The following is a 21,497-nucleotide window of genomic DNA, read 5'->3' as shown; positions in this document are numbered from 1 at the left end:
GGAAATGAACGACGTCGAATTCGACCCTCATGCGGGCATTGCCCTCACCGATGAAGAGTCTGCTTATATTCGTGGCAACAGGACGCCAGTAGTTGGCAGCCTTCTGATGAGCACATCAAAGTATCTCAACAGTCCTAACTTTCGTGATCTTTACGCCCAAATGGGCCTGAGGCGAGTAGGACGGGAGGTAAGCGCCGCCTATCTTATTCCAGACGTCAACAAGGCAATGGACGAAGTGACCGATTACCCTGCGGTCCTGGCTCGCATTGCTGCCGCCCGGAAACGCCTTCCTGAATTCGACCAATGGCTCGAAGAACGTTTCGTCTCTGATATACAGCCTGAACATATCAAGGATTGCGCGCCTGGCACGCTGGGTTCCTGGATTTACGACTTCATTACAAACAGCGGCATGAAACTCGACATCATGTTCCTGGGAGAGCCGAAGAACGACTTTCAGTATATCAACAAGCGCCGTATGCAGACCCACGACATTCTTCATATGGTCACCGGCCTGGATACCAGCCTAGTCGGTGAAGCGTGCCTCAATATTGCCAACGTCATGTCGGAAGCGAATTATTTCGGCGACGATGAGCTGTTCGGCGATTTGAATCGGGGCGCGATCTTCCTCGCTACCACCAATCTCATGCGGAATGCCTGCCATTATCCTTCCGTCGTGCCCACGCAATTGGAAGGCTTTGCACGTGGTTATGCTCTGGGTTCGAAGCAGAAGAAGCCCTTGTTCATGATCAATTGGGAACCCTATTTCGACTGGAAGATCGAAGACATTCGCGAAGAGTTCTCTTTCCAGGACGGCCCGCCCGACGGTTCGTGGACATGGACGGGGTCTGCGGCAATGGACGCGGAATAGATTCTGCGGGCACGGTGTAACGCGCCGATTTCCGCCCTGCTGCGTAAATTTGGTGATGGAAGCGCGGCGCAGTCCTGCGTCATGCTTCCGTCGTGAATGTTGACGCGACGACCGATATCGTGAAGAGGCCGCCAGCTTCAAAACTGAAAGCACGAATAGCCAAAAAAGCGGGAGGGTGACGAAGAGAATGAAAGCAGCAACGACAAAGGGCAGACCGGCCTATCAGATATATATTCTGCTGCTGTTGCTGCTGGTCAATGCCATAAGCTACGCTGATCGACACCTCTTTTCCATCCTCATCCCTTCCATCAAAGCGGAATTTGGAGTCACCGATTCCGTGCTCGGGCTGATAGGCGGCCCGGGCTTTACCGTGAGCTTCATGCTTTTCAGCCTGCCCTTGGCGCGCCTTGCGGACCGATGGTCGCGGCGGGGCGTACTCGCCCTGGCAGCCACGCTATGGAGCATTGCAACAGCCGCGAGTGGAGTAGCCGCAAATGTCGTGCAGCTGGCGATAGCGCGGTTCGCGGTCGGCATCGGTGAAGCGGGAGGCTTGCCTCCTTCCCAGGCCATCCTGGCGTCACTCTATAGCGAAAACCGCCGCGCGGGCGTCATGGGCGTACTGACATCATCTACCTATTTCGGGTTGGTGATCGGGCTGGTGGGCGGCGCAGCCGTGGCTTCGCAATGGGGCTGGCGCGCGGCTTTTCTAACACTTGCAGTGCCCGGCTTCCCTCTGGCGCTTTTGTTATGGCTCACTGGCCCGCGTCGTACGCGAGGGTTTACGCCAGCTTCTACCAAGCCTAAGGCTGGCGAGAGCTTCTGGGCATTTGTGCAACTCTTCTGGGCGACCAAATCGCTGCGGCTGCTCGCCATTGGCCTCGGCATTTTCAACATTTTCGGCTATGCGGCAGCTGTCTGGATGCCAACTTTTTTCATGCGGTCACATGGCATGACGCTGGTGGAATCCGGTGCATGGCTGGGTATCGGCGCGTCGATCGGCGGTATCATGGGCAGCATGGGTGGGGGCATGCTGGTCGACCATCTGCGTAAGCGAGGAGAATATTGGCAGCTTCGCCTGCCTGCTATCACTCTCCTCCTGACCTTTCCCGTGAACGTCGCCATGTTCCTGATGCCCAACGGGGCGAGGGTAACGATCGCGGCACTGCATATCCCGGTTGTGGCGCTGCTTTCGGTTGTAAGCGCTATACTGGTTTCCGTTTGGGCTGGTCCCGCCTACAGCGCCGTATCGAAGCTGGTTTCGCCAGTACAACGATCACAGGCAACCGCGATGCTGGTTGTAGTCATAAACGTAATTGGCAGCATATCAGGCCCGATACTGGGCGGACTATTCAGCGACGCGCTGTCAGGTTACGCGGGTCAGGATTCATTGCGCGCAAGCCTGTTCCTGGTGAGTTTCGTGGCTATCGTCGGGGGGGCGGTGGTCTGGCGCGCGTCGCTAGCCTATCCGGACGATCTTTCGAACCGGAATTTTATCTCATGCGCCGCTTCGAGCGACAATTGATGCCCATGTATTGGTGCCGTCAGTCAACGAAGTTACAAATTCTCATTCGGCGCTGAGGAGTTCTATCGCCGCTCAAGCAGATTATCGGACTTATGAATACCCCCCTAAGCTAAAGGTTGACGGGTTGAGATACGGCAATCTATACACATGATAATTAAATCCCGGCTCCGACTGATTCTTCGTAATTGGTTGCCCTGGAATGACGATACCTCCTAAATAGCCCGAGCCGGTTCGCGCATGTCGCAGAAGGCCAGCGCATTGTGGTACGCATTTTCATGGCCAAGGAGACCGGGTCCAACGAGGAGTGGAACCGAAAATGGCCTATACTCTACAACAATTGTCCGATTTTGAGGACATCCGCACACTCAAGCATCGTTATCTGCATGCTATCGACACCGCCGATATCGATACGTTGCGCACGCTTTTCGTCGAAGATGCACGGATCGATTTCCGAGGCGGCTTGTATCGGCTGGCTTTGGAAGGTCGCGAGGAAATCCTTAAATTCTTTGTCAACGGCTTCCATTCAGGAATGATCGCCGCGCATAATGGACACGCGCCCATCATCACCCTGACCGGCGACAACGAAGCTACGGGCAAATGGTATATGAGCGATATCGTCTATCAGCTTGAAACTGATCGCTCCTGTCTCAGCGGCGCGGCATTTTATCAGGACACCTACCGCCGCGAAGGCGATCAGTGGAAGATCGCCACCAGTGAATATGATCGCCTGTTTGAATCGGTGGCTCCCATCAATCCACAGATGATGTTCTCGGCCCACTATCTCGCTACCCACGGCCGCAAGCCTGAAGAGCGCGAGGATACTTCGCACCAGATGGTCTGGCGCGAAATGCCGGAGGCCTAAAGGCTCAATGAGTGCTGATAGGACTGGCTCCATCCTTCCCCTGGAAGTCGATGCTTTTCTTGAAGAAGCTTGTCGCCGCACTGGCCTGGATGATTTCGGGCCGCAGTGGTTCTTCAAAGGCATGTCGGTATTTTTCGAAGCCGCCCGGAACGAAGCACAATGGACGCCCGAGGGCAGGGTGCGGCGCACCGAATATTTTCTCCATGGCCTGTCCAACCGTCTGAACATGTTCGATTGGATCAAGCGTCATCCCGAGATTCTGGATGAAAAGGTGTCCGTCGCCGGGATCGTTGTGGGCCTCCCACGAACCGGCAGCACGATGGTTCACCGGCTGCTGGACGCCGGCCCGAACATGACCGCAATGCGCATGTGGGAGAATATCTTCCTAGCTCCCATGCCCGGCGAAGGCGCGCATGGCCTTGATCAGCGGGTTGCCATCGGGCAGCAGGCGATGGCCGAGGAATTGCGTCAGTTTCCCCAATTGGCGGCGATGCACCCGCCGGTGTTCGACGGCGCCGAAGAAGAAATCCTGTTGATGGAACAATGGTTCATCGGCACCGGAGTGGAATCGCAACAGTGGGTTCCCAGTTTTGGCGAATGGCATATCAAGCAGAACTTAACTGATGCCTATCGCGATCTCTTCACCTCGCTCCAGTTCCTTCAGTGGCAGCGGCTCGGACGGAAAAATTGCAGCTGGGTGTTGAAATCACCGGGTCATCTGGTTGATATTCATTCGCTGCTGGCGGTTTTCCCGGACGCGAAAATCATCAACACGCATCGCGATCCGCTATCGACCATCCCGTCTTATGCCAGCATGATGGAGATGTTCTACGGCATGCATTCGAACGCAGCCGATCCTGCTTTGATCGGCCCCTACTGGGCAAAGCGTTGGGGACAGATCCTGTCGAGATATCTGGATGCTCGTCGCGAGTTCCCTGATGACCGGTTCATCGACGTGCAGTTCCGCGACGTCATCGGTGACAAGCTGGAACAAGTTAAGATGATTTTCGACCGCATGGGACGTCCGCTCGATGAGGCCGGGGTTGCGGCAATTGAAGCATCGATCGCGGCCGATCCGCATGCCAGCACCGCCAAGCATCACTATAAGATGGAGCGTTACGGCTTAACGCAAGAACTGATCGAGAATGAGTTCGCCGCCTATCGCACGCGTTTTATCGACGCCTGAATGCTGTCGGCTGCCGATCCGCCTTTGATGTGGTGGACGAGCAGCGCCTAATTGAGGGATGTAGTCATGTCGCAGAACGAAACCGCCGAAGACCGCGTGCTGAGCGGAAAAGCGTGGGAAGATTTTTGTGATCAGCTGAAGGCCGCTGGCCAGGTGATCCTCCGCCCGGAGGCGCCCGCTACTGCTCTCGATCGTGCGGAAGGGTGGCGCTATCTGACGCGGCTTTTGCGCTGGGGGTTCGAAGACAATGTCGAATTTTTCGACCCGGATTTTCCCCAACTATATCGCAACGTTCATGAAACGGTGAAGTTCGGAGCGGATAATCCGGACAATATCTACCACAATGCGGTCATACGCGGGGACCGTGATTATATCATCCGCGGAAAGCGCGGCAACGCGCCCTATATAAGCTTCGGTACGAAGGCCAACCGTTATCATATCGACGGAACGATGGCCTCGACCGGGGAAATCGAAGCACATGAGATGCATTTCGAACCCGACGGCAGCTTCGAACTGGTTGTAAGCCAGGAAAGGCCCGCCAACTGTAGAAACTGGTTGCCTATAGCGCCTGATACCACCTTCATGGTGGCTCGCGAAAGCTTCTTCCAATATGAGGGCCGCGAAGGATCGACGTTCAAGCTGGAACGGATCGGCGGCCCATCCCAGCCGCCGCCGCTCACGGCAGAAGCCATTGATCGCGGCCTCAAGGGCGCGGCCGCTTTCGTCAGGGGATCGGCCAATACTTTTGTCGATTGGGTCGAGGGCTTTCGTGCGCATCCCAATCAGATGCCGGCCCAGGACCAGACACGCTATATCAGGGGCGGCGGCGATCCCAACATCCATTACATCCACGGCTATTGGGAATTGGAGCCCGGACAGGCGCTGGTCATCGACACGCAAGTGCCAGAATGCGCCTATTGGAATTTCCAGCTGGAAAATTACTGGATGGAGTCGATGGATTATCGCTTCTTCCCGGTATGGTTCAATCACGAAACGGCGAAATATAATGCCGACGGGTCAGTCACCTTCGTAATTTCGGAAGAAGATGTAGGGTCCGGCAACTGGTTGGACACGACTGGCCACCGCAGCGGCGCCAGCCTTCTGCGTTGGGTACGGGCGAAGAATTTCCCGACTCCGCGTTGCCGCGTGGCCTCTATTTCGGAACTTAAAGCCAAGGATTGAATTAGCAGGGATCGCGAGGACGCGGACATGACTGCGGAAGAAAAAATATTCTCCGGCGGCGTTGCAGTTATTACCGGCGCCGGTTCGGGGATAGGCAGGGGACTCGCGCGGCGTTGCGGCCAGATCGGCATGACGGTGATCGTGACGGACATCGACAAGGTGCAGGCCGAAAAGGTCGCGGCGGGCATCATCGAGGCAGGGGGCAAGGCCGAAGCGTCCTCGGCACGACCTCGCTGGTCTTCAACATCCCAGTGGGTTAATCGGCTCGTCCAAAGAGCTGACGCAAATTGCGGGCGCCATTCGCCAAAAGCCCGATATCGGTGCCGACAGACAGGAAATTGACCCCTTCAGCGATGCGCTGCTGGGCATCATCTGTTGAAATAGCAAACAGGCCCGCCGGTTTTCCGAGAGACCTTATGCGGCTTAGCGCCTTCGAAATCGCCTGCTGCACGTCAGGATGGCCGGGGTTCCCAAGATGTCCTAAAGACCCGGCGAGATCGGCGGGACCGATGAAAAGCGCATCGACACCCGGCACCGACGCGATATCTTCTATCGCATCCAGTCCTGCCTGGCTTTCGATCTGAACGATCGTGAATATCCTTTCATGCGCGGTCGCCAGATAGGATTTATCGACGCCGAACCCAGATGCCCGGCTGGTCGCGCTCGCGACGCCGCGCACGCCAAGAGGCGGAAACCGGGTGGCCGCAACGATCCTTTCAGCCTGTGCGCCACTTTCCACCATGGGCACCAACAGGGTCTGGAAACCGATATCGAGATATTGTTTGATGATTGCCGCTTCGCCAACGGGGACGCGCGCAACCGGGACGATCGGATAGTTGGAAATCGCCTGCAGCTGAGCCAGCAACGTTTGCAATGTGTTGGGCGCGTGTTCCCCATCGAACAGCAGCCAGTCAAAGCCTGCACCCGCGCAAATTTCAGCCGTATAAGGATTGGCGAGCGCCTGCCAAAGCCCGATCAACGGGCGACCTTCATCCAGAAGTGTACGAAAAGCGTTCATGCGAAGCGCACCGAAATGGCACCCATGGGACCATAGTCCACATGGAAGCTGTCGCCCGCGCGCGCGGGCACGGGCGCGGTGAAACTGCCGCCAAGGATGATTTCCCCCGCCTCCAGATATTCGCCGTAAGGGGCCAGCTTGTTGGCCAGCCAGGCTGGACCATTGGCCGGATGATTCAGCACCGCCGCGGCTACGCCCGAATCCTCGATCACCCCGTTGCGGTAAAGCAATGCGGATACCCAACGCAGATCGACGTCCATCGGGCGGATCGGCCGTCCGCCCAGCACGATCCCCGCATTCGCGGCATTATCCGAAATCGTATCGAACACCTTGCGCGTCACGCCGCTGGCCTTGTCCACCTGCTCAATGCGCGCATCGATGATCTCGAGCGCTGGAACAATATAGTCCGTCGCCGAAAGAACATCAAAAATCGTGCAACGAGGGCCAGTCAACCGGCTTTTGAGGATGAACGCCAGTTCTACCTCGACCCGGGGGACGATAAAGCGCTCGATCGGGATATCCTGCCCATCGGGAAAGAGCATGTCATCAAGCAACAGGCCGAAATCGGGTTCGCTGATATTGGACGATCTTTGCATCGCACGGCTGGTGAGGCCGATTTTGTGTCCAATCGGACGTCGTCCATCGGCTATCTTCCTTGCGACCCACGCGCGCTGCACGGCGTAGGCATCCTCGATCGTCATGTCTGGATGGGCCAGGGAAAATTGAGAAACCTGCGTACGCGATTTTTCCGCGACATCAAGTTGATCCGCCAGGCGGGTGATGATTTCGTCAGCAAGCGCCATGATCAGAACTTTCCGAAGCTTCAGACGGGCAGAGTGCGTATTTTTTGTTTGTTGGGATCATTTAATGCACTTCCGTTGATCGTCCCGCTCCCCATAAAGGGTCTCCAATATGCAGATCGCTATCTATTTAACATGATAATTTGTCAAGGCTCATTCTGGCTATGGATGTGATATGACGCGGCATCGCCTTCCCCCCTATCGCGCTTCCTTGGCAGGCGCTTTGCTCGGCGCTCGCGAAGCCTTCATGGGACCAATCCGGCCGATCCTGCGTGATGCGGGCGTGACCGAGCAGCAATGGCGCGTGCTTCGCGTACTCGCCTTCGAACGCCAGACGGAGCCATCGGCGCTAGCGGAAGCGGCCCTGCTGCACGCACCCAGCCTGACCAGAATATTGAAAGATCTGGTCGACCGGAAGTTGATCACGCGCGAAGCAGACACGCAGGATCGCAGGCGTGCGAACCTGACGCTTTCCGATCAGGGGTACGCGCTGGTCGATCGCATCGCTCAGAAAACGACCGCCGTCCTTGCTTGCTATACAGAAATCTTTGGCGCTGACCGGCTGAACTGGCTCCTGACTGAACTTGCCGCCTTCACCTGTGCGATTGATCAGTGGGAACCGGAAGAATGAGGAATCAGAGCCCCATGCAGATATATTTGATTTCCAGATAATCCTCGATCCCGTAGTGTGAACCCTCGCGGCCTAGCCCGGAAGATTTGATCCCGCCGAAGGGCGCCACCTCGGTGGAAATGATGCCCGTGTTCACACCCACGATCCCGGCCTCTATCGCCTCCGCGACTTTCCACACTCGTCCCAGGTCACGGGCGTAGAAATAGGCGGCAAGCCCAAATTCGCTGTCATTCGCCATGCGAATGGCATCCTCTTCGGTCTCGAAACGGATAACGGGAGCCAGTGGTCCGAACGTTTCCTCGCGGGTTACGATCATGTCCGACGTCACGTCGCGCAGTACGGTCGGCGCAAAGAAACGGCCGCCCAGCGCATGGCGTCCGCCGCCGGTGAGTATCTTGGCGCCCTTGGCCAGCGCGTCGGAAATATGCTCATCGACCTTCGCGACCGCGTTATCATCGATCATCGGCCCGATCATTGTGCCTTCGACGGCGCCATCGCCGACTTTCAGCGCATTGGTCGCTTTGACCAGCTTCTCCACGAATGCGTCATAGATGGACGCTTGCGCATAAATGCGGTTCGCGCACACGCATGTTTGCCCGGCATTGCGGAACTTGGACATGATCGCGCCTTCGACGGCGGCATCCAGATCGGCATCGTCAAACACGATGAAAGGCGCGTTGCCACCAAGTTCGAGGCTGAGTTTCTTAATGCTGGGCGCTGATTGCGCCATCAGCTTTGCGCCGACGCCGGTCGATCCGGTGAAGCTGATCTTGCGTACGACGGGGTTCTCCGTGAACTCCGCGCCAATCTCGGTTGAGCTGCCGGTGACGATATTGAGCAATCCGGCGGGCAACCCGGCGGCCTCCGCCAGCACGCCAAGCGCCAGTGCACTGAACGGCGTCTGCGCAGCAGGCTTAACGACAACGGCGCACCCGGCCGCCAGCGCGGGCGCGATCTTGCGCGTGATCATCGCGGAAGGGAAATTCCACGGAGTGATCGCCGCCACGACGCCGATCGGCTGCTTCACCACTACGATCCGCTTGTCCGCCTGATGGCCCGGAATTGTATCCCCATAGACGCGTTTTGCTTCTTCCCCGAACCATTCGAGGAAAGAGGCCGCATAAGCGATTTCGCCTCGTGACTCGGCCAGCGGCTTTCCTTGTTCCAGCGTAAGAAGCTGCGCCAGTTCTTCCTGGTTCTGCATCATAAGGTCAAAGAAGCGGCGCAGCACATTGGCGCGCTCTTTCGCCGTTTTCGCCGCCCATGCTGGCATGGCCCGTTCAGCCGCGGCGATCGCCTTCGCGGCAATGTCGCGCCCAAATGAAGGGATGCGACCGATGATCGCGCCCGTCGCCGGATTATCGACGTCTATCCACTCGTCGCCGGTGATCCATTCACCGGCAATCAAGCAGGCTTCCCGCTTCAGTTCCATCGATCGCTCCTGTTCAAATGCAAACCATCATTGGACTCCGCAAAGGAGGTGATGACTAGCAGCTTAAGCTCGTATAAGAAATCTAGTGCGATATGCGAGTCATGTGTACGCTATGCGTTCAATTATGTCTGTAAACGCTGCGCCGCTTTAGCGGGGCAGGCTAACAGTGGAGATGGCAATATGGGAGCGGGATCTAGTCAAATGAAGGACGTAGGGGCCACCGGCACGCCGCTCCCGGAAACTCTCATCGATCGAGCACGAGCGATGATCCCTGTGCTTCGCGAGCGTGCTCCGGCCTGCGCGCGGGCAGGCTCCGTTCCGGCGCAAACCATATCCGAGATGAAGGCGGCCGGGTTCTTCCGTGTGCTCCAGCCCAAGCGTTACGGCGGCTATGAGATGCACCCCAATGTTTTCTACGAAATCCAGAAGGCTTTGGCGGAAGGCTGCATGTCCACCGGCTGGGTGTACGGGGTTCTGGGATGCCACCCCTATGAACTCGCGCTCTTCCATGACGAAGCGCAGCGCGAAGTTTGGGGCGATGATCCCGACATGCTCGCCTCATCGAGCTATCAGGCGGTAGGCAAGGTCGAAAAGGCGGAAGGGGGATTTTATCTCTCGGGGCGCTGGGGCTTTTCCTCGGGCTCGTCTCATTGCGGCTGGGTGCTGCTCGGCGCGATGTATTTCGATCCCGATGGCGGTCCGCCCGACATGCGCACCTTCCTTTTGCCGCGCTCCGACTATCAGGTGATTGAAGGCACCTGGGACACGTTCGGCCTTCAGGGCACTGGCAGCTTCGACATCGTTGTCGAACGCGTCTTCGTGCCCGAACATCGCACCCATAAGGCCAGCGACGGTTTCGCCTGCACCAATCCGGGGCAGAAGGAAAATGACGCCCCATTGTACCGGCTGCCTTGGGCGCAGGTGTTTGTTCGCTCGGTTTCCACAGCGGCCTTTGGCGGCGCGCGTGCCGGGATTCAGGCGGGCATCGACATTATGAACAGCCGCATTTCGACGAACACCGGCAAGGCTTCGAAAGCCGATCCGATGCTGCACGCCGCCATCGCTCGCGCGATTGCCGAGGTACACGAAATGGAACTGACGCATCGAGCGACCTTCGATGAAATGATCAGCTGTGTGGAGCGGGGCGAACTTGTGTCGATGGAGCGGCGTGCGCTGTTCGCCTACCAGTCTTCCACCGTCGTGCGTCGCATGGCCGGACTGGTTGACGATATCATGAAACTGCTGGGCGGGCGTGCCATCTACATGTCCAGTGCGATCATACAGCCCTGGCTCGACCTGCACGCCGCCCGCGCGCATGTCGCCAATGATCCGGCCAACCGCAGCGGCGATGTCTTGGGCACCATGCACGGCGAACCGCCGGCCTTTAAATTCATCTGAAAGGACTTTCGATGGCGAACGATCTTTTCCGCGCCAGCTATACGGTTGCGGGCGGCTATGAAATATCTTTGGCGGAACTGGGCGAAGGTCCTGTCGTGGTGTTCGTCCATGGCAGCGGCCCGGGCGCATCTGGCGCGTCCAACTTCCGCAACAATGCGCAGGCCTTTGCCGATGCGGGCTACCGCGTCATCCTGCCCGATCTTATCGGCTATGGTGCTTCGTCGAAGCCTGACGGGATCGACTATTCGCTTGAGCTGTTTACCCAGACACTCCTCGACGCCCTGAAGCAGCATGGCGTCACGGCGGGCAGTCTGGTGGGCAATTCGCTGGGCGGCGGTATCGCGCTCCAGATCGCGCTCGACCATCCTGAATTCGCGGTGGACAAGCTCGTCCTGATGGCGCCAGGATGCCTTGCCGAGCATGCAGACTATTTCGCCATGCCCGGCATCGCCAAGATGCGCTCGGGCTTTGGCAGCCCAGACTTCAACATCGCGGAACAGCGGCGCCTCATTGGCAATCTGGTACACCCCGGTTCGCTTCACCTGATCTCGGATGCTCTTGTACAGGAACGTTTCGCGGTTGCGCGCACGCAGTCGAAGGACGTCCTCATGCGAATGAAGACGCCCAACCTTGGCCCGCGTCTTGGTGAGGTCAAAAAGCCCATCTTCGTACTCTGGGGTCTCAATGACGAATTCTGCCCCGAAAGACACGCTCGCCTCTTCCTCGACGCCTGCGCCGACGTGCGCTGCCTCAGCTTCTCGCAGACCGGCCATTGGGTCCAGGTCGAGCGGGCGGAAGAGTTCAACCGCTACTCGCTGGCCTTCCTGAAGGGCTGATACAGCCTCCGCTGCCGCCCTTGCGGCATCCCCGATGGGCCATGAGGAGTAAGTAATGGCGGGCAAGGTCAAGGCGGCGATCATCGGGTCGAGCAATATCGGCACCGACCTCATGATCAGGATGATCACGAAGCGGGCGACAAGCTCTACATCCAGGACGTGACGCTGCGCGATGGCATGGACATCTCAGGCTTCCTGATGATGAGCCATATGATCGATGCCGAGAAGCTGGAGAGCCAGGCGCTGCTGATGGAAAGCTATGGCGCGCAGTGCGTCTATGTGACCGACAGCGGCGGCGCGCTCGACATGGTCAAGGCACGAGCGGCATGACACTTCGATACCTGTCGGCCGGGACGAGGTCCGGACTGGTTTCGCACCGGTTCGACCGAAAACCCCGCCACTTTCTGCCGACAGGCAAAGCTCGGCCACGACTTAAGGATTGGAAGCCCACCGGAACAACTGGCTCAATCCTGCCCCGCATGAGGGAATGCTTCTCCGTGACCTTCAGCAGCCCTGCCAACAGGGTCACAAGCATTGCTGGGACTGCCGAACGCAAAAGCGGCGCGCGCTGTGCAGCTTCTGCGGATATTAATCGTCGGTCAGTGAGCGGTATAGTCCGAGTAGACGTATCGGCCCACATTCCGGCTCGTTAAGCTCCTTGTGCATCTGGGTTCCTGAAAGCGTAGGAGGCCGAAAAATGGTCGGAAAAGTGCCGATTTCCCGTGGGGTTATATGTTCGCGCTGCACCGGGGTGGCCATTTGATTTCATGCATCTTGCAGCTCGAACATTTAACTGCGGATCGAAGAGTGTGAAGCATGGGTGAGCAGTTGGCGATCAAGGCTTCCGCGCCAAGCAGCGGCGATAACCTCTATATAAGGCTTCGCGTAAGCGATGTGATCGAGGAATCGCACGATTCCATGTCCATAGTCTTCGACACCAGGGGGCTAGACGATATATTCGCTTATCGCCCGGGTCAGTTCCTGACGTTGCGGGTGCCGGTAGGTGACGCGCATGTCGCGCGCTGTTATTCCTTGGCGAGTTCCCCCTTTCTGAACGAGCCGCTGAAAGTTACGGTTAAGCGCGTCGAGGGCGGCATTGCCTCAAACTGGCTGATCGACAGTCTTCGTGCGAACGACGAGCTGGAGGTATTGGCCCCGGCAGGCGTCTTCACGCCGCGCGTACTGGACACCGATCTACTGCTGATCGCAGGCGGCAGCGGGGTGACGCCGATCATGTCGATCCTCAAGTCCGCATTGCGCATGGGGAAGGGCAAGGTTGCCCTTATATATGCCAATCGTGACGAACGATCGGTAATTTTCGCGCAAGAACTGAGCAAGTTAGCGCAACAATATCCAGAGCGAATGGTAGTCCATCACTGGCTGGAAAGCGTGCAGGGATTACCCAGTTCGGCCCAGATTGCTGCACTCGCGGGGGATTTCACAAGCTACGAAGCGTTTATCTGCGGTCCGGACAAGTTCATGGACTGTGCGGTCGACGCGTTGCTGCGAGTGGGCATGGACCGTAAACATGTTCATGTCGAGCGGTTCATCTCCCTGTCGCAGGATCCGGGCATTCCTGTTGTACCGATGGATTGCAGTGACGAACCTACGGGGGATGAAGCGGCGCTCACTGTATTGTTCGACGGAGTGGCGACGCAACTTCTTTGGCACTCCGAACGGACACTGCTCGACACACTTCTCATGGCCGACATTCCCGCGCCCTATTCATGCAAGGAAGGGAAATGCAGCGCATGCATCTGCAAGTTGACGCGGGGTAGCGCGACGATGGTTCATAACGAGGTTCTGAACCAGGATGACATTGCAGAAGGCTGGTTGCTCGCCTGTCAAGCGGTGCCGAATGACGCGGCTGTGTCGGTGTCATTCGATGAATAAGGAAGCAGGAAAGGACGGCATGGGCATTAGTCAACTGGGCTATTTGGTCGTTGGAGCTACCGACATCGATCGTTGGCGTGCGTTCGGCACGCAGATCGCCGGATTGGCTGCGGTTGATGGCGCAAATGGCGAGTTGCTGCTGAAGGCGGATGGCCGCGCATTTCGTGTGCTGGTCGTTGCCGACGAGCGCGACCGCCTGATTTCCTCGGGCTGGGAAGTGTCGAATTCGGCTGACTTCGAGGCGCTGCGGGATCGGCTGATTGCCGCAGGCGTGGAAGTTGTTGATGCCGACTTAGCGGTCCTTTCACAGCGCCATGTCACGGGCATGTTCACATGCGCAGACCCGTCCGGCAACGTGATCGAAGTCTATTGGGGGCCGATCTCTGACTTCACCCGCTTTGTTTCGCCGGTCGGCGTTGCAGCCTTCGTGATGGGTTCAATGGGGATGGGCCATGTCGTGCTGCCTGCACTGAAGTTTGAGGAAACGCAGCATTTCTGGCGGGAGCATCTCGGCTTCGGCTTGTCGGATATTTTGCATATTCCCGCGCCTGGCGGGGCGAAGGCGCGGATTCACTTCATGCATTGCAATCCGCGCCAGCACAGTCTTGCGCTCGCAGAGATGCCACAACCTGCCGGTTGCGTACACATGATGCTGGAGGTTCCCGATCTCGACGAAGTCGGTCTCGCACTCGATCGGCTTTCTGAAGCGGGTATTCCCTTGGCAGCGACTTTGGGACGTCATGTGAACGACAACATGACTTCATTCTATGTCTGGACACCCGGCGGGTTTGCACTGGAATATGGTTGCGGAGGGATGGTAAAAAATTGGGAAGTTGAAGGAACAGTATTTGAAACCACGCGGGGAAGCCATTGGGGCCATCAATGGTTGACGCCACCAACTCTATAAACCCATGAAGATGCCAATTTGGCAAGTTAGTTCAAGACTATTCTTGCCATGAGAGGCAAGAACAACTTGTAAATAAGGGGAGGTAAAAATGAACTTACTAATAAAATCCGCTCTGTTTGCGAGCGTGAGCCTTGTGCCGCATTTTGTGTGGGCACAGGAAGCATCATCCCAACCGGCCGTTGGCTTCGGCGACATCATTGTCACCGCGCAGAAGCGCGAAGAAAACCTGCAGGATGTTCCGGTGGCTGTTACCGCACTCAGCGCGGAACAGATACAAAACCAGCGCATCCAGGACGTTAACGATCTGGCCACCAAGGTGCCCAGCCTTACCATCTTGAAGGGTGCGGGCGGCGACGCGCCCTTTATCACCCTGCGTGGTTCGCTCTCGGCGACACCAGCCAACCCCAACACCGACAACAGCGCATCCTTCTATATGGATGGCGTCTACCTGGGTAATATGTCAGGTATTGCGTTCGACATCAGTGACATTGAGCGGATCGAAGTCATCCGCGGTCCTGCGGGCACATTGTTCGGCACCAACTCGACCGCGGGCGCGATCAACTACATTACTTCTAGCCCCAAGGGTAAATTTTACGCGCGGCAGGAACTGACTTATTCCCGCTTTGATTCTATCCGGAGCAAAACCCGGATCGATCTGCCGGAATGGAATGGGTTCAGCGTATCGGGCACCTATGTTCATAACTATCGTGGAAGCGATATCCGAAACATCAACAGTAGCACCTGGGATGTTGCGGGTCAGAGCATGGGCACGAAAGACACGGTGACAACCGCGCCGAAGCTCGGGGTTCAGAAGACTGACGCTTTCCATGGAGCGGTTCGTTATCAACCCTTCGATGGGCTGGATGTTAACTACAAGTTCGATTACATCGACTGGCGCGGTGTCGCCCCTGCTCAGCAGATCGTCGGTTTTTCTGAAGGGCCATACGGCGCTTTTGCTCGTGGCATCATTGCCGCGCAGACATTTTTTGGCGGCCCTTCGTTAAGCGACTATGTACAGCAGGAACGATCGAAAAACGTTTATAACGATTTCACCTCTCGTGGTCGCAATAAGATCATGGCGCATTATCTTTCGCTTGAATACAAGGCGAATGATTATCTGACGATCAAGAATACAGCGTCGTGGCGCAGCCTTGACCGAGACTTCAGAACTGGTCAGATTGATGGCGCGGGTGGCCTTCTGATGCCCTATCCCGACTTTACAAACCCCACATTACCCTTACAGCCCTTTTCCCTGTTGACCTTCGGCAGCATGGACAAGCGCAGCCAGTTCAGCAACGAAACTCAGTTTATCGTTGATACTGACCCGCTGAGCCTGACGGCCGGACTCTTCTACTATAATCGTCATACGCAGCCCGGCTCGCTGGTCAGCGCCATCTTCCCCTTCACAGGCATGCCGAATTATGTCGTGCCCGGCAGCTACACAGGAAGCCAGCGGGAAACCTTCTATCGCTCGCGGCAGATTGCTGGTTATGGCCAGGCGACCTACCATCTGACGCCGCAGATCGATTTGACCGGCGGCGTTCGCTACACGCAGGATGCCAAGTCGGTTTTCGACGGAACTGTCGAGCCGGGCACAACGTACGAATATGATAAGGGCAAGTTCTCATGGCTCGCCAATATCTCGTACAAGCCCAATGATGGCACGATGATGTACGCCAAATTCACCACAGGCTATGTGGCAGGTGGATTGTCCGCGTTGCAGGCCACCGTCAACGATCGGGCAAGCCCCACTGATCCATTGCAACCGGTGCTCGTATCTGCAGCCGTCCCTTACAAGGAAGAGACAGCTGTATCTTGGGAAGCCGGCATCAAGGCGGACTTCTTTGACCGTCGGTTGCGGACCAATTTCGCCCTATTTTACGTGACCTATAAAAATCTTCAGCAGACGTTTCCGGTCACAGCCACGGCGATCGGTCCACTCAGTCATCAACCAATCACCTTCTCTACTTTTGCCACCACCAATATCGGCAAGTCGCGTGATTATGGCCTGGAATACGAAATTTACGCCATGCCGATCGAGGGTCTGACGTTGAGCGCTACCGGCGCGTACAACAATTTCAAATATGTCGAAGCTCCTCCGGGCTCCGTGGAACCGGTTTACCGTCCCAAGTTCACGGCGAATGTGGCGGCGGAATATTCTGTTCCGCTCAGCGGCGACATGCGTGTCAGCTTCCGGGGTGATGCGGAATATCGGTCGAGTATCGCACTTGCCAATCACCGTATCGTCACTCCGTACCCTGAGAATGATCGTCTGAACGAGCTTCTCTTCCAGGATCCTCTGATGAAGTTGAACGCACGAGTCACGCTGAGCAACATTCCGATGGGGCCGACCACTAGCCGCATCTCGGTTTGGGGCCGTAATCTTACAAACAAGCAGCGGTATAATTCAGGCGGAGATTTCGGCACAGTCATCTCTGGTGTGTTCGATGACCCGGTCACCTACGGCGTTGATTTGGCTGTAGAGTTCTAAGCAAGTTAGCGCGCGCGCCTTCCACAAAGGCGCGCACGCATTTTGGACTTATGATGTTTATTTTATTGTCAGAAGATTTCGGGGTAAGTTTTTTGCACGTCGTGCGTAGATTAACATGTCTGAATCCCATGGCCGTAAATGAGACCATCGGGTTGCAGGGAGGGGCGGGGAGAAATCGCCGTCCCTCTTACCGGTGATAAACGGATGAAGCTTTTAAGAATAGTTCCATATGGAATTTTGAATATTGGCGGATTCTATATTGAAGAATGATATCGTCTGGAACGAGCCAAATATTGGCATATAGTCAAACCGATCAGCAATTGAACCGCTGATATTAACGAATTCTCTGGCCGTTTAAGGCGTTTCCGCAAGATATCTTAAGAGAGTGATGCAATGACAATTGAGACCCCCCATGAGGTTAAATCGATGCGGAACGGTTCGAACGACGCAGTCGACGTCGTTGTGATCGGGGCGGGCTTCAGCGGGATGTACGCGATCCATCGCCTTCGTAACGATTACAAGGTTACATGCTTCGAGGCAGGCGATGGCGTTGGCGGCACATGGTATTGGAATCGTTATCCAGGCGCTCGTGTCGATATCGAGAGCATGGAATATTCATACAGCTTCGATGAGGAGCTTCAGCAGGAATGGAAGTGGCCGGAGATGTTCTCCGCGCAGCCTGATCTGGAGGCCTATGCGAACCATGTTGCTGACCGCTTCAAGCTGCGCGACTATATCCGTTTCTCCACCCGCGTTGAGCGACTGGAGTTTGACGAAGCAGCGAACCGCTGGCACGTCTATACGGATCATGGCGAACACGTCGTGTGCAAGTATGTGGTCGCGGCTACGGGCAGCCTGAACGTGCCGACCTTCCCCAACTGGCCTGGAAAAGAGGACTTTAAGGGTGAGATTTACCACACCGCACGTTGGCCGCGGGAGGGTGTCGATGTATCCGGCAAGCGGGTTGGCATCATTGGAACCGGATCGACAAGCATCCAGGCGTCGCCCATACTCGCGCAGAGCGCTGAACATCTCTATGTTTTCCAGCGCACGCCCGCCTTCAGCATGCCATCGGGCAACCGGCCGATTTCCGAGGAGTATGACCGGGAATGGAAGGAGAGCTATTCGGAGCGGCGCGAAAGGATGTGGAAGACTGTTGGTCTGTCCTTGATCAAGCTGCCGGAGAAGTCGGTTTTCGACTATACACCTGAGGAACGGCGGGCAATCCTGGAGAAGGCGTGGAATTCACAAAGCGCCTTCCAGCTGCAGGTAACGTTCAGTGACAGCCAAACCGATCCAAAGGCAAACGAGATCGTAAGCGAGTTCGTTCGCGAAAAGATACGTTCGACCGTCAAGGATCCCACGGTTGCCGAACTTCTGTGTCCAAAAACCTATCCGCTCGGTGCCAAGCGGCTTTGCATCGATTCCGGTTACTTCGAGATGTATAATCGCGATAACGTGACCTTGGTGGACGCCCGGACGAACCCCATCATCGGCTTCACACCGGAAGGTCTTCAGACGACGGCTGCGACCTATGATCTGGACGTGGTTGTTTTCGCGACCGGCTTCGATGCGATGACCGGCGCGATGACCAAGATGAACATTACCGGCGTGGGTGGTGTTACCATTCGCGATAAATGGCGTAATGGTCCCACCACCTATCTGGGGATGATGGTGGCGGGTTTCCCGAACCTCTTCATGGTTCACGGCCCACAGAGCCCGTCCGTCTTGTGCACAATGATCATGGGTGGCGAATGGCAGGTGAACTGGATCGCGCGCGTGATCGACGAGATGGAAAGGGACGGCTTCGAACGGATCGATACGACGGTTGAGGCTGAGGAGGGCTGGAGCGCCGAACTCAACGGGGTTGCGGACTATACCCTGTTTAAGAAGGCCGATTCCTGGTACATGGGATCAAACGTCGAAGGAAAGCCGCGAAGCTTCATGGTGTATGTGGGTGGCTACGAACGCTACTCCTCGCTTTGCACCGGCGCAGTGGACAACGGCTACGACGGGTTCGTGCGTTTGAAAGCGCCCGCTAACACAGAAGCGGTTTGAAACCAGTTGTGGATCGTGGCTCCCGCTGTGAAATAGTGGGAGCCACGATGAGCGCTACAGGCCACAGTCTGCACGAGACATGCGGGGATGGGTGTATCCGGATAGTGAGGGATCACATCCGGATCATCCATCCCCATTTGGTTATGGATGATTTCGATCGCGGCGAATATTGGCTGTCCTGCGCCCGCGCGACGCTGATGGGCTAAAAGGGCAGGGGGTATCAGCCCATCGCCTCAATCCCAAAAGATTCTGTGCCAGGCGCATAGCCCAGTTCGGCGGAGATCTGCCTGGCGTGCGACATAAGAGTTTGGGCGATAGGGCCGCTCATTGAGTCATCGAAATAATGCGGAGATCCCAGCGACGTCAGAGCGCCGACCAATTCACCTCGATAGTCGAACAGCGGTGCGGAGATTGCGCTAACGCCGATAGACTCACTTTTGAATTGCGCCATCCCGTTAGCGCGCACCGATGCGATAATCCCGTCCAATTCGGCCTTGGTGGCGGGCGATCGACCTTTGGCGCGGTTCGTTGCCAATTCCTTTTTTACCAGGTCTTTGGACGTCGCTCCCGCCCAAGCGGCGTAGATCATGCCCGTGGCTGAACGCGTAAGCGGCATTGCTTCGCCCACGCGGAGGCCGATAGTGAACCGACCGCGATGATCATGGACTGCCACGACCATCGGTCCGATGACGGTCCAAATAGCCAGCGCAACTGACTGCTGGACCTGTGCACTGATGGCTTCCAGACGACCGCTCGCGATCCGCACGACATCCAGTCCCTGAAGGGAGCGGATGCCCATGTGCCGCGCGGCAGAGCCGAGGCGATAGCGGTCGGTGACGGGATCGCGCTCCGCCAACCCCACCCTTACGAGGCTGACCATGTATCGATGAGCCTTGGCAGGATGCATGCCTGCGCGCAGCGCCAGAGTCTTGAGCATAGGGGGCGGCGAATCCAGCGCGTGTTCGACCAACGCATTCAGCAGGCGCATCCCGGTTTCGACCGACTGGATGCCAATACGTTCGTCATCTTCTTCGCTCTCAGTCGCCATATTTCCGGCTTCGTCCGCGCCCCCGATCATGATCCATTCCTCACTTGGCCAGCCTGTGATTGGCCTTTTAGAATATCCCCGCCAATTTGGGATACCCGTTTGTCTTTTAAACGATGCGAAAGCAAAAGTTTGAGCGGGAATCCCTCGTCCTGACCAGCCTTTACGCGCCTTGACGATCGGGGCGGGGGATAAGAACGACATTGCAGGCTCGCACTCGGTCGATTATGCTGAACATAACGCAATATATCATTAAGAGGTGTGGAAGTTGAAACTTCGGGTCGGGATCGTCGGGGCGAGCGCTGACGGCAGCTGGGGCTCCCGCGCGCATATTCCCGCACTTCGCAGCCTGCCGGGTTTCGAGGTCGCCGGCGTTGCGACCACTCGGCTTGAAACCGCTCAGCGCGCCGCAGAGGCTCTGGGGATTCCGCGAGCCTTCGAAAATTCCGCTCAACTTGCAGAAGACCCAGGCATTGACGTCGTTGCGGTCTGCGTGCGTGTGCCATTCCATGCGAAGGTCATCGAAGCAGCCATAGCAGCACGCAAACATATCTATTGCGAATGGCCGCTCACAGTGACAACGGCAGAGGCGCAATCAGCGCTGGAAGCGGCCGAACGCAGTGACGGGAACACGGCCGTTGGACTTCAGGGCCGTGCCGACCCTGCCGTGCGCATGGCCAAGCGCTTGATCGACGAGGGCGCCATAGGGGCGATTCATGCCGTCGCGCTGAATTATTCTTCGGCATGGCCTGTGACTGTTCCCTCCCAACATATGCTGATGCAGGACGCCCAGTCCGGCCTCTCTCAACTCGAACTTTCGGGCGGTCATTGTCTGGACGCGCTCTGCTATATGCTTGGCGAATTCAAGGAACTGTCGGCTACCTTGGCGACGCATGTCCCTCAGGCGCGCGTGTTCGACACTGGAGAGGTGGTGACGCGCACTTCCGCCGACCAGATGGTCGTACAGGGCACATTGGCGACCGGCGTCACTTTGTCGGCTCATATCATGGGAGCGCCGGGGGCGGGGACGGGGACACGGATCGAAATCCAGGGCACTGAAGGATGTCTTCTTCTTTCATCGGCAAGCCGTAATGTCGTGCCCTCCGCTGGCCTTTCCCTTTCCCGTTTCGCCAAAGGCCGGACTGAACCGGTGGATATCGCTCCAGAGTGCATCGCAGCACCGGAACGCCCGAGCGGCGATGCCGCCAATGTGGCGAACATGTATGCCCTCTTCGAAGCCGCGATCGCGGAAGGCAAGCCATTTCAGCATGGTTTTGGCGCTGCCGTCACTCGGCACCGCATGCTGGATGCCATTCGCCAATCGGCTGTCAGCGGCACCCGTGTCATGTTGTAAGGAGAGGGGGGGGG

The 21,497-nt window shown here is 57.1% G+C and carries 19 protein-coding genes and 1 pseudogene; 15 read left to right on the top strand and 5 right to left on the bottom strand.

Annotated features, from left to right (window positions below; translation table 11 throughout):
• The first annotated feature begins 4 nt into the window (after positions 1-4).
• The 3 genes from IZV00_RS15125 (at position 5) to IZV00_RS15115 (ending at position 3,252) form a co-directional block, all read left to right on the top strand.
• The gene (locus IZV00_RS15125) at positions 5-868 is read left to right on the top strand and encodes a Coq4 family protein (RefSeq protein ID WP_196227246.1); all 864 of its coding nucleotides are present in this window, start codon (positions 5-7) and stop codon (positions 866-868) included.
• A gap of 187 nt (positions 869-1,055) precedes the next feature.
• The gene (locus IZV00_RS15120) at positions 1,056-2,390 is read left to right on the top strand and encodes a spinster family MFS transporter (protein WP_196227245.1); all 1,335 of its coding nucleotides are present in this window, start codon (positions 1,056-1,058) and stop codon (positions 2,388-2,390) included.
• 316 nt (positions 2,391-2,706) lie between these two features.
• The gene (locus tag IZV00_RS15115; protein ID WP_196227244.1) at positions 2,707-3,252 is read left to right on the top strand and encodes a nuclear transport factor 2 family protein; all 546 of its coding nucleotides are present in this window, start codon (positions 2,707-2,709) and stop codon (positions 3,250-3,252) included.
• Between the two features lie 4 nt (positions 3,253-3,256).
• On the opposite strand, the gene IZV00_RS15110 is transcribed toward IZV00_RS15115, so the two are convergent.
• Positions 3,257-3,457, bottom strand: coding sequence for a hypothetical protein (locus tag IZV00_RS15110; protein WP_196227243.1), 201 nt, complete (start codon positions 3,455-3,457; stop codon positions 3,257-3,259).
• A 21-nt stretch (positions 3,458-3,478) separates the two neighbouring features.
• Between IZV00_RS15110 and IZV00_RS15105 the strand changes: the two genes are divergently transcribed.
• The 3 genes from IZV00_RS15105 (at position 3,479) to IZV00_RS15095 (ending at position 5,962) form a co-directional block, all read left to right on the top strand.
• Positions 3,479-4,438, top strand: coding sequence for a sulfotransferase family protein (locus IZV00_RS15105; RefSeq protein WP_196227242.1), 960 nt, complete (start codon positions 3,479-3,481; stop codon positions 4,436-4,438).
• A 66-nt stretch (positions 4,439-4,504) separates the two neighbouring features.
• Entirely contained in the window at positions 4,505-5,620 is a 1,116-nt protein-coding gene (locus tag IZV00_RS15100; protein WP_196227241.1) for a DUF1214 domain-containing protein, read from the top strand.
• A 27-nt stretch (positions 5,621-5,647) separates the two neighbouring features.
• Positions 5,648-5,962, top strand: a complete 315-nt coding sequence (locus tag IZV00_RS15095) for an SDR family NAD(P)-dependent oxidoreductase (protein ID WP_196227240.1) — start codon at positions 5,648-5,650, stop codon at positions 5,960-5,962.
• Here IZV00_RS15095 and IZV00_RS15090 read toward each other — a convergent pair.
• Both IZV00_RS15090 and hpaH read right to left on the bottom strand, forming a co-directional pair.
• Entirely contained in the window at positions 5,877-6,638 is a 762-nt protein-coding gene (locus IZV00_RS15090; RefSeq protein ID WP_196227239.1) for an HpcH/HpaI aldolase family protein, read from the bottom strand. The two genes, IZV00_RS15095 and IZV00_RS15090, sit on opposite strands and share 86 nt — an antisense overlap.
• Positions 6,635-7,441 carry a 2-oxo-hept-4-ene-1,7-dioate hydratase gene (hpaH, locus tag IZV00_RS15085; RefSeq protein ID WP_196227238.1) on the bottom strand — a complete coding sequence of 269 codons (807 nt, stop codon included), beginning with the start codon at positions 7,439-7,441 and terminating at the stop codon, positions 6,635-6,637. Before hpaH ends, IZV00_RS15090 begins: the two co-directional genes overlap by 4 nt.
• Before the next feature lie 172 nt (positions 7,442-7,613).
• Between hpaH and IZV00_RS15080 the strand changes: the two genes are divergently transcribed.
• Complete coding sequence (locus tag IZV00_RS15080; RefSeq protein ID WP_196227237.1) at positions 7,614-8,069, top strand: MarR family transcriptional regulator; 456 nt, start codon at positions 7,614-7,616, stop codon at positions 8,067-8,069.
• 4 nt (positions 8,070-8,073) lie between these two features.
• Here the strand turns inward: IZV00_RS15080 and IZV00_RS15075 are convergent, their stop codons facing one another.
• A complete protein-coding gene (locus IZV00_RS15075) occupies positions 8,074-9,501 on the bottom strand; it encodes an NAD-dependent succinate-semialdehyde dehydrogenase (RefSeq protein WP_196227236.1) in 1,428 nt (475 codons plus the stop codon).
• A 201-nt stretch (positions 9,502-9,702) separates the two neighbouring features.
• On the opposite strand from IZV00_RS15075, the gene IZV00_RS15070 reads away from it, so the two are divergent.
• The 7 genes and pseudogenes from IZV00_RS15070 (at position 9,703) to IZV00_RS15040 (ending at position 19,084) form a co-directional block, all read left to right on the top strand.
• Positions 9,703-10,899, top strand: coding sequence for an acyl-CoA dehydrogenase family protein (locus tag IZV00_RS15070; protein ID WP_196227235.1), 1,197 nt, complete (start codon positions 9,703-9,705; stop codon positions 10,897-10,899).
• Between the two features lie 11 nt (positions 10,900-10,910).
• On the top strand, positions 10,911-11,735 hold the full coding sequence (locus IZV00_RS15065; RefSeq protein ID WP_196227234.1) for an alpha/beta fold hydrolase: 825 nt from the start codon (positions 10,911-10,913) through the stop codon (positions 11,733-11,735).
• A 174-nt stretch (positions 11,736-11,909) separates the two neighbouring features.
• Positions 11,910-12,056 (top strand): annotated as a pseudogene (locus tag IZV00_RS15060) (4-hydroxy-2-oxovalerate aldolase); the annotation flags it as partial.
• Between the two features lie 495 nt (positions 12,057-12,551).
• On the top strand, positions 12,552-13,628 hold the full coding sequence (locus IZV00_RS15055) for a ferredoxin--NADP reductase (protein ID WP_196227233.1): 1,077 nt from the start codon (positions 12,552-12,554) through the stop codon (positions 13,626-13,628).
• On the top strand, positions 13,621-14,535 hold the full coding sequence (locus IZV00_RS15050; RefSeq protein WP_230463454.1) for a VOC family protein: 915 nt from the start codon (positions 13,621-13,623) through the stop codon (positions 14,533-14,535). Before IZV00_RS15055 ends, IZV00_RS15050 begins: the two co-directional genes overlap by 8 nt.
• A gap of 88 nt (positions 14,536-14,623) precedes the next feature.
• Complete coding sequence (locus tag IZV00_RS15045; RefSeq protein ID WP_196227232.1) at positions 14,624-17,026, top strand: TonB-dependent receptor; 2,403 nt, start codon at positions 14,624-14,626, stop codon at positions 17,024-17,026.
• A gap of 393 nt (positions 17,027-17,419) precedes the next feature.
• A complete protein-coding gene (locus tag IZV00_RS15040; RefSeq protein WP_230463453.1) occupies positions 17,420-19,084 on the top strand; it encodes a flavin-containing monooxygenase in 1,665 nt (554 codons plus the stop codon).
• 220 nt (positions 19,085-19,304) lie between these two features.
• Here the strand turns inward: IZV00_RS15040 and IZV00_RS15035 are convergent, their stop codons facing one another.
• Positions 19,305-20,162 carry an IclR family transcriptional regulator gene (locus IZV00_RS15035; protein WP_230463452.1) on the bottom strand — a complete coding sequence of 286 codons (858 nt, stop codon included), beginning with the start codon at positions 20,160-20,162 and terminating at the stop codon, positions 19,305-19,307.
• Positions 20,163-20,397: 235 nt separating this feature from the next.
• On the opposite strand from IZV00_RS15035, the gene IZV00_RS15030 reads away from it, so the two are divergent.
• On the top strand, positions 20,398-21,483 hold the full coding sequence (locus IZV00_RS15030; protein ID WP_196227230.1) for a Gfo/Idh/MocA family protein: 1,086 nt from the start codon (positions 20,398-20,400) through the stop codon (positions 21,481-21,483).
• Positions 21,484-21,497: the final 14 nt, after the last annotated feature.

Source organism: Sphingobium sp. Cam5-1 (genome assembly GCF_015693305.1).
Taxonomy (GTDB): Bacteria; Pseudomonadota; Alphaproteobacteria; order Sphingomonadales; family Sphingomonadaceae; genus Sphingobium.
This window is presented reverse-complemented; position numbering and strand designations above follow the sequence as displayed.